Source organism: Neobacillus sp. 19, assembly GCF_049463095.1.
Lineage (GTDB): Bacteria > Bacillota > Bacilli > Bacillales > Cytobacillaceae > Neobacillus.
On record NZ_JBMPZU010000005.1, the window covers coordinates 1 to 14438 of the forward strand.

A 14438-nucleotide genomic window follows, 5' to 3' on the forward strand; every position below is an offset into this window, starting at 1 on the left:
AAATATTTGTTGAGCTTTTGATAAGGATCAACCCTTGCAGTAAACTGACTAATAATAAATTCCAATAATAAGCAGTAAAGCTCCATTGCAATTGAAATAAAATCCTGCAGTATTTTCCAACCATTATGAAATCCCCTTTAATATTTGCATTTTGCAACTATTTATTATTTTTTTATCTTTTTTATGAATTATCTTTCAAATAACGTACTAACTTTCGAACCACAAATTGTGCATCAGAGCCGACCCCTCTTAAAGTTGCAGAAGAAATTGACCGTTGACCTTCTAAACCTACATAATAAAGTCCTTGTACTGAGGTACTTACACCTCCAACATGAAAAGGTTGCCCATTGGAATCAATAGCCCCTATTTCTTTTAAGTGCATAAGATTGTTTTGATATCCAGTAGCAAGAATGACGGTATCTACCTTCTCTTTTCTTCCATCTGACCAAATCACGCCATCCGAATCAAAAGAAGTGAACATGGGCTGCTGATCGGGGGTTCCTTGAACAAGCTGTTTCGAATATTTCCCGAAATCGATTACAGGCCTTGAAGTCGGTGTGGTTTTGCCGAATCTCCAAAATGGAAATGTATCGATCCCCGTTACTTTAAGCCAAAAGTGAATATCTCTCCCAAGTAGTCTTTGTCTTATTAAATGAACAGGCTGGCGAACTGCTAAAGTTGTCTTACTTACTTCTGCAAGCTCAATGGCAATTTGAACAGCAGAGTTCCCACGCCCCACAACAACTATCCTTTGTTTGACAAAAGTATCTGGCTTCTGGTACCCAGAAGAATGGAGGATACGTCCTTTAAATACCTCCTGGTCCCTTATTAAAGGCTTATATGGGCTTTGAAAGGAGCCGGTAGCATTTAAAATTGTCTTTGATTGAAACTCCTTCCCGGATTTTGTACGAACTGTAAACTCTTTATTATTTTTCTCAACACACACTATCTGTTGATTTGTCATAATGGATAGATCAAAATGCTTTGTATAATCTTTTAAGTAACTAACCACCTCATCTCTTAATAGATATTTATCAGGATCTTCAGGAAAATTCATGCCAGGTAATGATGAAAATTTTGCAGGAGAAAACAACTTAAGACTGTCATAATACTTAGGCCAAGATCCAACAGACTGTTCTGTTGCTTCCAAGATTAAATATCGTAAACCTCTCTTTCGCAAATGATAGCCAGAGGCAAGGCCAGCTTGCCCTCCGCCAATCACAATTGCATCCCATACTTTATTCATTCGAACCCTCCTTTTTACTTGTATTTTGCAAGTATTAAAATTGGGGATATTACCCCGAAATAGTCCCACAGCATACGCTAGATTTTGCCATCGCATTATTTAACAACTTAATGGAACGAATGACTGTTTCTTTTTCAAACTCGTTCATATGAGAAAAAACTTCATTCAGAAAAGCGTTCATTTGTTGGTCAATCGTCGTTGCAATAAATTTACCCTCTGTTGTTAGGGATAGAATACTGATTCGTCTATCATCTGGATCTGGTGTTTTTTTTACCAAATTCATTTTCACTAATGATTGTACCTGACGGCTGAATGTTGTGATATCGGTGCTTAATGTGTCTGCTATTTGCTGCATTGAAGGTCTATGCTGGTGGTCAATTTCATAAAGAATATGACTTTGAATGAGGGAAATATCGCAACCGCCTGCACTGCAGCAATTTTTATTTAAAAGACCAAAGCGCCGTGTCATTACTTGAAATAATTCACGAATATTTTCCAATATTTCTCACCTCTCTTTATCATTATATAAAATAATTTGCAAATTGCAACTATTATTTTGAATTATGTTTTAAATATTGATATGCTTTGGCAAAATTATACTATGTCTCCTTACCGTATATCAGTAAATCTCCTTTAAAAAAGTTCTGCGTCATAAATTCATTTGCCTTCACAATATCATAGTTCCTTGATAAAATGACAAGCTTTAAGTAAGGTTCAAAAGTCATGTACTGAAGATCTTTAGGTTCAGTTTCTAAAGTGGCTATTCTGTCTTCAATCCCTTGATTGTATATATTCAAAATGGATTCTAAATCCTTTTTGTCTGCTTCCCGAATCATGACCATATATTCTCCGTCCAACATTACCAACTTCTTCTTGTTAATAAATATATAGTGAACACTTGTAAATTGCAAGTATTTTCAAAATTAGACAGTGGTATTTAAAAAGTTTACACTACCTTCCATGTAAAAATTGCTATCGGAACAGGCATTTTGGGAGTTATTAGTCGTTTAGGTTTTAGTCTAAGAAAAGAGGAAGAAATCGTTAAGACTTTTATGGAGAAAGTAAAACCATATGTCGGGTGGTAACTGAAACAACAAATAACTCATTTTCATTTATAAAGTGTTTTCACTTAATATTTTTCTACAAATAAGAGAATAGGATTTTGGTTTACCGTCTTAATTTGTCTGAAAAAGGAGGTTTTTTACGGTTTTTAATAAAATATGGAGATTAATGTAGATAAGTTTTATACCGTACAGGCAGGAAAAAATCATCCCGCTACAAAATAATAAAGAAAACGGAACAGCTGTCAAACGAATCAGTTGAAAGGTGGTCATGATCCCTGAGTATGGAGCTAACCCTACAACAAATCGTCGAAGGTCTACCGAAGTCTTTATTAAATGCAAGTGATAGAGATTTGGAAGGATTCCAAAAAATTATCGATGAAACGATTAAATTAAGAGAGGGTCATCGAAACCTTCAAAAGATGGTCAAAAACTTCTCAACCTCTACAATTCAGCGTAGTTAAAACTCTACAATCAAATCATATTAGGAAGGTGAGTCCACCTTCTTTTCTTTTTTTACAACAATTCAAACTTTAATCATGCAAAAAAGGAGAGAGTTCAATGACTCCATCCTTTGGAAATATCTCAACTTCTACGTTTTATTATCTGGCTTTGCTTTTAATAATTGCTGAAATTAATGCATAATAAAAGGAATTTCATTTGGAGTGCCTTATTATGAGAAGGCATTATGCATTACTCTGATTCAAAGCCCAATCAATGAGTGCGTTCCTTTGCTTTTAAAATAACTATTAATATATGATTAAGATGGAATGATTTTTCATTAAATAGACAATAGGGATAAGAGGAGAAAATGATATGATCAATGTTTTATTTGTCTGCCTAGGCAACATATGCCGTTCCCCTATGGCAGAAGCTGTATTTCGGGACCTACTGAAGAAAGAAAATTTGGCCGATAAAATTAAGGTTGATTCTGCAGCAACAAGTTCTTGGCATATTGGTTCGCCCCCGCATGAAGGGACGCTTGCTATTTTACAAAACTATAACATTTCAACAGAAGGACTAGTCGGCCGAAAATTAACAAAAAGTGACTTCGATCAGTTCGATTATATTGTAGGAATGGATGAAAGCAATTTACGTAATATAGGTGAGATTACTGGAAAGGCAAATCATGCGAAATTCATTCGTTTGCTTGATTTAACGGAACATAAAAAGGATGTTCCAGACCCATGGTACACAGGCGATTTTCAGGAAACCTATGATCTAATTACCGATGGCTGTCAATCCTTACTTAAAAAAGTTCGCAGCGAACAAAATCTATAACACTAAACAATCCCGCCAGTTGTATCATTAGCGGGATTTGTTAAGTGAATAAAGAATATTCTACAGCATCCCTTCGTACACTTTTAATTTTGAACATCCATTTGAAATAGTGTCCACATTATACACCGCGCTTATTACCCCAAATATAGGTGTGCAGTTGAGGGAGTACTTTCACGTTTTTGAAATCATGATCTACCATCACTTTATCTATCAACCATTCAAATTTATTCAATAACTGATTTATAAGCTGTTGGTTGTCGATAGATTTATTATCTTCATTCCCTACTTGGAGGAAAAATGGAGTGTCAGGATAACGAAAATGAACCTTTTTCGCATAATCGTAATCCTGATCATCGAAAACAACAACTTTCAAACTAACCTGGTGAGAAGACTCTGCTCCCTTTAGCTTTTCAATGATCGTGTCAAGTATAGCAAAATCGGTATGCATCCCAGAACTTGGTGGTTTAGGAGAAATGGTTAATTCATCAATATCTATAAACCAATCTTGCCACTTACTTCCTTGCGTTTCTAAACCGATTTTTATATTTTTTTCCTTAAGGAGATGAACTAAATAATTTAGGTTTTTTAATAAGGCAGGATTTCCACCAGATATCGTTACAAAAGAAAACCCCTCTCCACCAAGAGCAACAAGTTCTTTCCATATTTCATCTGCGTCCATTTGTTTGATTAAGTCTTTTCCAGAACCGTCCCATGTAAAAGATGAATCACACCATGAACAAGAAAAGTCACAACCAGCTGTCCTAACAAACATCGTTTTTTGCCCGATGACCATTCCTTCCCCTTGAATGGTCGGCCCGAAAATTTCCATCACCGGAACTTTAGTCAATTTCGATCCACTCCCGTCTCGCTTCTGCATAGCTCGTTGGGGTTTCATATAGACGAACAAATTCAACTCTTGCGCCAAGATATTGTTGCTGTCGGTCTTCGTTATTTAGTGATTCTTTCATTTTTTCATAAATCCAGACCACCATATTCTCTGCTGTTGTATTCATTGGTGGAAGTGTTTCATTCAGATATTTATGATCAAGATATATTTCGATTTCCTTTTTCCAAATATCCTTAATGTCACCAAAATCTATCATTAATCCACGGTCATCCAAAAATCCACTTATACCAAAAATCACTTTATAAGTATGACCATGTAAATTCATACATTTCCCATCATAAGCGTGTAAATGATGGGCTGCATCAAAAGTAAATTCCTTACTCACTAACACTCTCTTGTTGTGATATTTTAACTGATCAAGTTGAATATCTTTGTTAATTTTTTGAAGTTCATCGACAATTCTAAACCCGAACAAGTATTATCGCTCCTTTCGAACCTCTAAATATTCCTCAAGTCCTTTTTTGCGAAGTATACATGCAGGGCACTCTCCGCAACCATCTGATATAATTCCGTTGTAGCAAGTTAATGTTTTTTCACGCACATATTCAAATGCCTCTAATTCATCTGCTAATGCCCACGCTTCTGCTTTGTTTAACCACATCAATGGGGTATGGATGACAAATTGGTCGTCCATTGACAGATTTAGCGTAACATTCAACGATTTGATAAAGACATCCCGACAATCTGGGTAACCGCTAAAATCGGTTTCACAAACACCGGTAATTAAATGCTTGGCACCAATTTGTCGAGCTAACACACCAGCAAAAGTTAAGAATAATAAATTTCTGCCTGGTACGAAAGTGGATGGAAGCTCCCCTTCCCCACCATCGGTCACTTCAATATCGGAACGAGTTAATGCATTCGGAGCCAGTTGATTTAATAACGACATGTCTAAAATATGGTGCCTGACACCAAGGTCATTCGCAATATTCTTCGCACATTCGATCTCAAGACTGTGCCTTTGATTGTAGTCGAAGGTAACAGCTTCTACTTCTTTAAAGTTTTTTAATGCCCAAAATAAACAAGTGGTGCTATCTTGTCCACCACTAAAAACAACGATTGCTTTTTCATCTTTTAACATGTAAGGATAACCCCCTTCTAAATAGAAAAAAACAGCACCCCAAGATAGAGTACTGCTTCATCTTAGTTTTTTTACCGAGGGGTGCTAGAACCTCCACCGCTAATAGCGGAAATTTTTATAAATAGTCATATGATACGTTCATTCTACTATTTTGTTTTATATTTGTCGACATTTTTCGACTAGATTAATATTTTCTAAGAGACCTTCTATATCGGTATTGTTTCCAGTGATATCTTATAAAACAGCCAACGCAAAATCCCAAAATTGCAATAAATGCAGCCGAAGCAACCAAAATGGTAAAGACATACCCCCATATGTCCCAATTCATTAGAAAGCTTATTAATCCTCCTGCGAGACAAATGACGGAAATCGTTTGATTAAATTGCTGCTGATCCCATTCCTCAGAAATATATTGCGATGGGTGCTTTCTTAAAAACAGCTTAGCTAAACGCATGACAGGATTAAATTTAAAAAATAAGCTCATTAAACCTGCTATTAAAGGGATAGCAAGGATCCATTCTTGCTTAGTTATCCAAGTAAGCAATACAGAGATCACAATAAACCACTGGTTTGCTCGAACAAGGGGACGAGGAACTGAACGTACTTGACTTCCCATTAACTCAACCTTCCTTATCGTTTTTGTATGCAATACTTTGATTTTACTCCGTTTTTTCTATTTTATGAAGTATAAAGATAATAAGGTCTTTCTTTGTAAGTATTTTACTTATACGTTTATCCTTTTGTATTTTTTGTTAATCATTTCTTTTACTAAACTCTTTTGTGCGGTGCCTAAATTGGCTTCTTGAATCAGTTCGTATTCCCTAACAATACACTCCATCAAAAAACTTTCACCTCCTTTTTGTCACAGAATCATTCACTCAACCGTTATATTTGTAAATAATCGAAAAGGATGATAACGATGACACAATATGAAGTGGCGATTGTAGGCGGGGGAATTGCTGGTTTAACAGCTGCGATCTATGCAGCAAAAGCTGGGAAACGAACCATTTTATTGGAACAGCAAAAACAATTGGGAGGCAGAGCCAGCACCAACAAAAAGCAAGGGGTATATTTTAATTTGGGCGCGCATGCATTGTATAAAGGGGAAGCGTATGAAGCATTCCGCGAACTCGGATTACGACTTGATGGAAGCACACCGTCAATTGACGCTTACGGGATGTGGAAAGAACAATTATTCCCCATACCAACCAACCCATCCTCCTTCATTCAAACGCCGCTCCTAAGTTGGGGAGGAAAGCTCGAGTTAGCAAAATGGTTCATTAAATTAGGAAAAATGGACACAAGCGTTTGGAACCAGATTAGTATCCGCGATTGGTTGGAACTCAGGTTGAATAATCCAATGCTGCGCAACGTGTTCTATGCACTGCTCCGAACATCCACTTATGTGCTTGCACCTGAATTACACGCCGCTGGTCCTGCCTTAAAGCAGCTGCAGCGGGCACTAAAAGGAGTCTTGTATCTCGATAAAGGCTGGGGGACACTCGTAGAACAACTGCGTGAACTTGCTGTTCAACAAGGAGTAGAGCTTGTAACCGGTTGTAAAGTGGCTGCAGTCGACCATCAAGATCAAAAAGTACACGCGATTTTATGTGAGGATGGCACTAGAGTAGAAGCTTCGAATGTTATACTAACTACACCACCTTCTGTTTCTCACAAACTAGTTCCCCATGCGGATCAAACAGCACTCGACACGTGGAACAAGCAAGCGATTCCTGTTACAGTTGCCTGTCTAGATGTTGGATTACGCCAGCTGCCTATCCATGAGCACCAATTTATCTATGGATTGGACCAACCAATTTTCTTTACGCACCAATCACGGGACGGAAAACCGAGGCCAGCTATCTTGAGTGATAATGGAACACAAGTACTATCACTTTTAAAATATCAGGGTCCACAAACAGATGCAGCAAAGGATGAGCGTGAGTTGGAGCAAATGTTAGATGTGGTTCAACCTGGCTGGCGAAATGAATTAGTTACCAAACAATTCCTGCCGAAAATGACGGTTGTCCACGATTTTCCTCATATGAAAAGAATGGAGGATCCAGGCCCTGCTGTTCCTGAAATTGAGGGACTATATATTGCTGGTGACTGGGCCTCACATGGGGAGCTGCTCGTTAATGCATCCGTAGCCAGCGCTAAACGAGCCGTTTCACAACTACTAAATACTAGAGAGGAAATCAAATTATGAGTATGGAAGGGCTTTATCAAACCTATCAACCTCTGCTTTTTTCCTTAGCCTACCGTATGTTAGGCAGCGTGATGGATTCAGAGGATATTGTCCAAGAAGCGTTTATATCCTTTAATCAGCTCCCAAACCACGCACAGATTGAAAACAAAAAAGCGTATCTATGTAAGATCGTCACCAATCGCTGTCTGGATTTGGTACGGTCATCCGCAAAAAAACGTGAGGTATATGTCGGACCGTGGCTTCCAGAACCATTACTTGAAATAGAGAATTCATCAAACGATCCTTCACAAGCCTACTTTCAACAAGAATCGATCTCCACCGCCTATTTGCTATTATTACAACAACTAAATGCGATAGAACGAGCGGTCTTTTTGCTTCGTGAAGTCTTCCAATACTCTTATGATGAAATAGCTGAAATTGTTGGAAAAAGCATTGCTAACTGCCGGCAAATTTTTCACCGAGCGAAAAAAAGCATGGAATATGACCCTAAGAAGCAGCCTTCAATGTCAATGAAGGAATCTACAGTAAAAGAGTTTGTACAATCCCTCTTAAATGGAAACGTAAATCAATTATTGGACCTTGTCAGCGAAGATGTCGCAATGTACTCGGATGGCGGCGGCAAAGTAAAAGCCGCACAAATACCGATTTTCGGTGCTGCCAAAGTGGTTCAATTGCTCCAAAACCTAATGAAAATGTATGCAGGCAAGTTCACCATCAAATATACATCTGTCAACGGTCTGCCAGGTCTGATTTTAACAACCGATGATCACTTGCAATATGTGTATTCCTTTGCATTTAGCGGCAATCGAATTCAGACGATCTACTCGGTTGCAAATCCCGATAAACTACAACATTTGCAATAGGAAACTCCATACGATCACTAAATCGCAGCTCGCTTTATCAACCAGACACAAAAAAACAGCTGGCCCATCCTTCTAAGTCAGCTGTTTTTTACTATTTGTCGATCACTACGTCCATCTTGAACTAAGGGGCTTTTCTTCAATAAGGTAAATGTATATAAATAAAAATGAAAATCCTCGAACCACTATTGAGTCGAGGATTTTATGTTTTCTTTTTAAGTTCTTATGAAGATGTACTCTCGTAACCCTTTGACCTTATTTTCATGGTTTGTTCCTCGAATATCCTTTTAATTCTATATTATGTTAATTAATTTTCTCGACTCCGTTCTTTGTTTGTTGCCTTTTATGCAAGATCCGATCTAAATACTGTGTAAATTCAGATTCACCGGAATACGACAAGCATAGAAATTCTTTCGCCCTTGTCATTCCAATATAAAATAAGGAAACCTCCCTCTCCTTATCGTCCTCAAGTGGAAATGGCATGGAATCAATATTAACGATAAAAACCGCTTGGAAGTCCAGGCCTTTGCTGCTGTCGATTGTACTAATTTTGATCTTACCATCATCTTTTTTAAAGGAACGCTTAGAGACGTCATTTTCCGTAATCCAATAGAATGGTAAGTCATGATCTTGTAATGATCGCTTGATAATATCAATGATTGGATATTTATGAGTTCTTTTTACCCGATACAAAATTAACATGTCTTCATAAGGAACTTTCCGTTCTTCGTTCAGTTTTTTTATTTGTCTGGCAACCAATCTCATTTCATCAAAGAAATTGGCAGCCTTTATGATCCCGGGTTCCGGCCCTTTACGTTTGGTGCTTTGCGGAGCAATAATTTCTCCTTCTAGTTCACGATTGACGACCTTATTTTTAAACATTGAGTGCTCCCGGTAAAAATCCCAGGCAAACTTAACAATTTGCTGTGTATTTCGATAATTGATGGACAACACTTTTGACCGGCCTTGAAAGCTTAATCCTGTATCCTGCACATACGAACGTTTTCGCCGATAAATGGTCTGCGCCCGATCCTCTACCAATAAAAGCGACTGCGTATCCGTGTTTAACAGAAGACTGACAAGCCGCAGCCAATCCGCATCGAAATCCTGCCCTTCATCAATTAAAATCGCATCATACGAAGGAAGAATCGTTTCCTTCCCTCTCTATTTTATCGATTATTTCTGACAGGTTTTGCTCTCTAATTTTTAATTCATTTTTAAGCCATGCATGAAAGTTCCGTACAATAATGTTTTTATTTTGTACCGCTTTTACATTAGGATCAAAATCAAATAAATCCTCTGGCTCATTCAACATATGTTGGATCATTTGCTGAATCGCATTGGCCAAAGAAATGTTATAACAAAGGATAAGAATTTTCCAATCAGGATTTTGTTTTGATAACATCTTCGCCCGGCTGGCCAGGATAATCGTCTTCCCGCTGCCGGCGACACCGCGAATCAAACGGTTTTTATCGCCGATCTGTTTCGCTAAATTCTCCTGATGAAGATCCATCGTCTTAATGTCATGTAAGGACAAGAGCAGTTGATCCTGATAAGGAACCGGCGCCTTAAATTCGGCACTAATCCGAACTTCAGGAAATAAATGATAGCGGATGGCATTAATGTCCTCGATCGTAAGCGGTTCCTTTAAACGATATGGCACAACAAACATATTCATGATTTTTTCCATCAGGATTTCTTCTGAAAACCCTTCATTTTCGGGATCGATTTCATCTCTTGCTAAGCACAAGTTGGGATCAATAACAGTATAAAGCCCATCTTTGATAAAATCCTTAGTATACTGTCTCGAAAAAACAACCCCATGCCCATAAGGGAACTTCAATTTCAATTTATATTTTCCATCTGCTGCGATTAGGTTTTTATCTTTTTTCAGCACATCCGCAATTTTAAACATGTAGTCCCTCGCTTGATTCAGTGGGCTTGGGATAATAGTTTGCTCTCCATTTGTTGCCACGATATGCCATTCATCATGATTAATTTGCAAAAGTGTATTTCTTGTATAATCCTTCACTTCTAACACAACCATTCCAAGACCAGATCCTATAATCACAAAATCAGGCTTCCTCCCTTGGATTTCCGGCTCAAAATAGACAATGTAATCATCTGGTAAATAGGTTTTTAGAGTTCGGAATAATAATCTCTCTCCCGCAGTGGCAGATGATCTAATTGTCTCTGGAATTGTAATCGCCATACTACCCGCTCCAAAATCTGCATTTTTCTCCATTATACTACAAATAGGACCAATCAACCTAAAACAAACAGGAATATAATCCCTTGAAATTAACATTTTTCTACTATTACAAACAAAATTCCCCAAAACTATTGTCTTTTTGGACTATTATTTTGATAATAGAATGGAAGAAATGATCGTACATATATAGAAAATAGAAGAACTCAGGAAAGTGGAGTGAAAATTTTGCTAAAAGGAATCTTAGATAAATTATTAAAAGGGAATCAACCAGCAGCCCGGCCCATAAGCCCTGCTGAAGTAGAAGCGTTAGTCGAGGCAAAAATTAGAGAGCATGCAGCAACTCTGGAATACACAAATAAAGATATACCCGAGCAAACTCTGCCAGCCGAGCAAGAAGATTACACATTAAGTCCGAAACAAATCGAATATGCCCTTTCTTTAATCGACAAAATTAAAAATGAATTCGAATTGGCCATTCATCCCTCAACTTTAACCATAAAAGATTTAAATAGATTAATTGCTTATAATCGGTATAAAAATAAGGGAACACTGGTTAACTTGGTGAAAAAAGGGGTATTGAAGAAAAAGTAAATAAATTGGTGCTAACTAGAAAAAACCCCGGTTCCATCATTGGATTTCGGGATTTTTTGGCTTATATTCATATCTCGCCATAGTGGCGATTCTCGTGGCCTTTCGTAAGGAGATCCTGGCCATAAGAACCGTCCCCATGGACACGGAGAATCTCACATCACTAAATCATGGTATATTTCTTTTATAACAAGAAATATACTTTAAGAATGTAGCTATGCGAAAGTCAAACTAATAATTTGGTATGGCAAACGGATGGAATGTTAAAAAAAATAAGTTGGTGAAGCTGATATGAGAATAAATTTATCAGAGGTACAAATGTTGGAAATTAAACGAATAGTTGAAAAGGAAATTTTGATAAAAGCGATCGTGCCAACAGATGACTATCTATTTATCAAATGTTTTGCAAAAAGGCAGAAAGAAATTGTCTATTATCATCTGTTTGCAGAAAATGATACGCTGATTATCCGCTGCTATGCACGTGTGTTTGACAGTTTAGGTCTGAGCATAATGATCAAAAGCACAGCAAAGAAGCTATTTGACTATTTGATCAACCAGACAGGCTTAAAATACACAAAGTATATTGAAAACGGGGTCGTCTGGACTTTCTAAAAAGCGGGGCAATACGGGAGTTCAAGGATTAAAATAGCCCTCTTAAGCAAGGGCTTTTTTCTGAGAAAACCCATTTGTGGAAGTAAAAGGAAACTGACTAATGAAAATTTTACTATCCAAATCAAAAGTATTGCTTTCTGACTATGCAAACAAGCTATTTTGAAACAAAAGAACCATCCCCTGTTTCAGAGAATGGTCCCCATGGTTACTTTTTACCTTTTAGATTAATGCCGATTGCGGCTCCGTTGCGGCTGGAGTCAGCTACTCCTTTAAAGGTGTGGTTTGGATAGTCGATTAAGATGCTTTGGACGTTTCCGATTGTTGTAGGTTCAGCTCCAAATTTATGGCCCATGCTTTTTAGCTGGTTGAGGACCTCTGTTGGTATTCCAGCTTCGTACCGATAGGAGTTGAGGTTGTTCGTATATATTCTTGGTTCCTCTACAGCTTGCTTCAGTTCCATATCATATTCAATAGCATACAGAATGGTCTGCAGCACAGATGTAATTATGGTGGTTCCGCCTGGGGATCCCACGGTTAAAACGGGTTTACCGTCCTTGAAGACAATGGTTGGCGTCATACTGCTTAATGGACGTTTATTGGGCTGTACTTCATTTGCGCCTCCTGGAATGGCATCAAAATCGGTTAATTCATTATTTAACATAAAACCATAGCCTGGAACCATGATGCCTGTCCCGAATACTTGTTCAATGGTGGTCGTATATGAAACGACATTTCCCCATCTGTCCGTAACCGTGAAATGGGTCGTTTCTCCAGGTTTTTGGTCATTCGGCTGTTTCGTAGGCTGGTAGTTTGCTTGAGTTGATTCATACTTCCACGGATCACCTGCTTGGGGTTTAGGGTTAACGCGATCTAGACTAATGAGTTTTTGCCGTTCCTTAATATAATTCGGATGTAGAAGCCCCTTCAGCGGTACTTCCACGAATTCAGGGTCTCCAGCATAGGCCGCGCGATCGGCGTATGCTAGATGCATGGTCTCTGCCAATAGATGATATTTTTCCAAGCCTTCACATCATATTGTGAAAGATCAAAACCGTCCAAAATTTTCAGCATTTGTAAGAGGAATACGCCGCCTGAGCTTGGTGGTGGCATACTGGCAATCTGATAGCCACGGTAATCACCCCAGATTGGCTCATCAACGGTCACATCATATTTTTTCAAATCTTCCATTGTCATAGAACCGCCTAATTTTTGCACTGTACTGGCCAGTGCTTCAGCAATCGGTCCCTTATAAAAGGCTTCTGGACCTTTAGCACGGATCAATTTGAATGTTTTAGCTAAATCCTTTTGTACAAGAATATCTCCCTCTTGAAGCGGTTTTCCATTTGACAGAAAGACGTTCTTCGCTGCTGTTTTGGACAGGGTTTCCTTGTTATCTTCAATTGCATCAGCAAGTACTGAATCGATTGGGAACCCTTTATCGGCAAGTTTAATCGCCGGTCCAATCAGTGCCTCCATCGGCCGGGTTCCCCATTTTTCCAAGGCTGTTTCCAGTCCTTTTAACGTCCCGGGTACTCCAACCGCTTTACCACCTGTTGAACGAATGGCAAATGGGATGGGATTTCCTTTCTCGTCTAAAAACATATCAGGTGTTGCTCCCAACGGGGCCCGTTCCCGGCTATTAATGATGGTGGTTTCTTTGGTTTTTCCATCATAAACCATCATAAATCCGCCACCGCCAATCCCAGACATCATCGGCTCCACAACGTTTAATGCGAACTGAATGGCCACGGCCGCATCCATCGCATTTCCGCCTGTTCTTAGCACTTCAGCTCCAATTTCGGATGCAAACGGATGGGCAGTTGCCACCATACCATCCTTTCCGACTGCTACCTGGCTGTACTTACCATAATCAAAGTCGTTCTCTTTCGCCAGTGCGCTAAAAGGGAGTGTCCCAATAAGTAAGAGGACACCCAATAAAACTGTAAAACCAGCTCTCCATAAACCCTTCATCCTTTTCCCTCCTCTTGTAGTATGTGTACAAATCTATTCTATCAAGAGGACAGAAAAATCTGAATTTTTATATTCATAATTTTCCATTTTTGATTATTAATTCCTATATCACCTAATCCTAAAGTCATCATTATGGCTTTACGGAAAACAAAAATCCCCGGCTCCACTAATGGATCCAGGGATCTAACGTGATGAGGGAATGACACAAAAAGGCTTTCGGATTATTCCGATAGCCAAAGAAATATTTAAAGTAATATTTCGAACAACTTTGATGTTTATACACTTGCTTTATCCTTTTGTATAATTAACAATATCAATAACTTTTTTATCATCATTTCTTTCATGCATTTTCACTAATAAGATTTTGAACGCATCCATAAGATTGAAATGGAATATTTAAATTATTGGAT

General features: G+C 38.3%; 11 protein-coding genes and 3 pseudogenes. 5 read left to right on the forward strand and 9 right to left on the reverse strand.

The window, feature by feature from the left end:
- Positions 1-181: 181 nt before the first annotated feature.
- The 3 genes and pseudogenes from ACO1D1_RS00875 to ACO1D1_RS00885 form a co-directional block, all read right to left on the reverse strand.
- On the reverse strand, positions 182-1246 hold the full coding sequence (locus ACO1D1_RS00875) for a flavin-containing monooxygenase (protein WP_423334615.1): 1065 nt from the start codon (positions 1244-1246) through the stop codon (positions 182-184).
- Between the two features lie 49 nt (positions 1247-1295).
- On the reverse strand, positions 1296-1745 hold the full coding sequence (locus ACO1D1_RS00880; protein WP_423334616.1) for a MarR family winged helix-turn-helix transcriptional regulator: 450 nt from the start codon (positions 1743-1745) through the stop codon (positions 1296-1298).
- 223 nt (positions 1746-1968) lie between these two features.
- Positions 1969-2088: pseudogene (locus ACO1D1_RS00885) on the reverse strand (GNAT family N-acetyltransferase); the annotation flags it as partial.
- A gap of 1035 nt (positions 2089-3123) precedes the next feature.
- Here ACO1D1_RS00885 and ACO1D1_RS00890 point away from each other — a divergent pair.
- A complete protein-coding gene (locus ACO1D1_RS00890; RefSeq protein ID WP_423334617.1) occupies positions 3124-3588 on the forward strand; it encodes a low molecular weight protein-tyrosine-phosphatase in 465 nt (154 codons plus the stop codon).
- A 118-nt stretch (positions 3589-3706) separates the two neighbouring features.
- Here ACO1D1_RS00890 and queE read toward each other — a convergent pair whose 3' ends face one another.
- The 4 genes from queE to ACO1D1_RS00910 all read right to left on the reverse strand — a co-directional run bounded on the left by queE (position 3707) and on the right by ACO1D1_RS00910 (position 6192).
- Positions 3707-4435: a 7-carboxy-7-deazaguanine synthase QueE gene (gene queE, locus ACO1D1_RS00895; RefSeq protein WP_423334637.1), complete on the reverse strand. Its 729-nt coding sequence runs from the start codon at positions 4433-4435 to the stop codon at positions 3707-3709.
- A complete protein-coding gene (gene queD, locus ACO1D1_RS00900; protein ID WP_149870137.1) occupies positions 4428-4910 on the reverse strand; it encodes a 6-carboxytetrahydropterin synthase QueD in 483 nt (160 codons plus the stop codon). Before queD ends, queE begins: the two co-directional genes overlap by 8 nt.
- Before the next feature lie 3 nt (positions 4911-4913).
- Positions 4914-5576, reverse strand: coding sequence for a 7-cyano-7-deazaguanine synthase QueC (gene queC / locus ACO1D1_RS00905; RefSeq protein WP_423334618.1), 663 nt, complete (start codon positions 5574-5576; stop codon positions 4914-4916).
- Between the two features lie 184 nt (positions 5577-5760).
- On the reverse strand, positions 5761-6192 hold the full coding sequence (locus ACO1D1_RS00910; RefSeq protein WP_423334619.1) for a DUF4395 domain-containing protein: 432 nt from the start codon (positions 6190-6192) through the stop codon (positions 5761-5763).
- 303 nt (positions 6193-6495) lie between these two features.
- Between ACO1D1_RS00910 and ACO1D1_RS00915 the strand changes: the two genes are divergently transcribed.
- Together ACO1D1_RS00915 and ACO1D1_RS00920 are read left to right on the forward strand one after the other, a co-directional pair.
- A complete protein-coding gene (locus ACO1D1_RS00915) occupies positions 6496-7785 on the forward strand; it encodes a phytoene desaturase family protein (protein WP_423334620.1) in 1290 nt (429 codons plus the stop codon).
- Positions 7782-8648, forward strand: a complete 867-nt coding sequence (locus ACO1D1_RS00920) for an RNA polymerase sigma-70 factor (RefSeq protein WP_423334621.1) — start codon at positions 7782-7784, stop codon at positions 8646-8648. Before ACO1D1_RS00915 ends, ACO1D1_RS00920 begins: the two co-directional genes overlap by 4 nt.
- A 300-nt stretch (positions 8649-8948) precedes the next feature.
- Here the strand turns inward: ACO1D1_RS00920 and ACO1D1_RS00925 are convergent.
- Positions 8949-10857 (reverse strand): annotated as a pseudogene (locus ACO1D1_RS00925) (3'-5' exonuclease).
- A gap of 216 nt (positions 10858-11073) precedes the next feature.
- Here ACO1D1_RS00925 and ACO1D1_RS00930 point away from each other — a divergent pair.
- Together ACO1D1_RS00930 and ACO1D1_RS00935 are read left to right on the forward strand one after the other, a co-directional pair.
- Entirely contained in the window at positions 11074-11448 is a 375-nt protein-coding gene (locus ACO1D1_RS00930; protein WP_423334622.1) for an ABC transporter ATP-binding protein, read from the forward strand.
- 288 nt (positions 11449-11736) lie between these two features.
- Positions 11737-12057, forward strand: a complete 321-nt coding sequence (locus ACO1D1_RS00935) for a hypothetical protein (protein WP_423334623.1) — start codon at positions 11737-11739, stop codon at positions 12055-12057.
- 205 nt (positions 12058-12262) lie between these two features.
- On the opposite strand, the pseudogene ggt reads toward ACO1D1_RS00935, so the two are convergent.
- Positions 12263-14028: pseudogene (ggt, locus tag ACO1D1_RS00940) on the reverse strand (gamma-glutamyltransferase).
- Positions 14029-14438 lie beyond the last annotated feature (410 nt).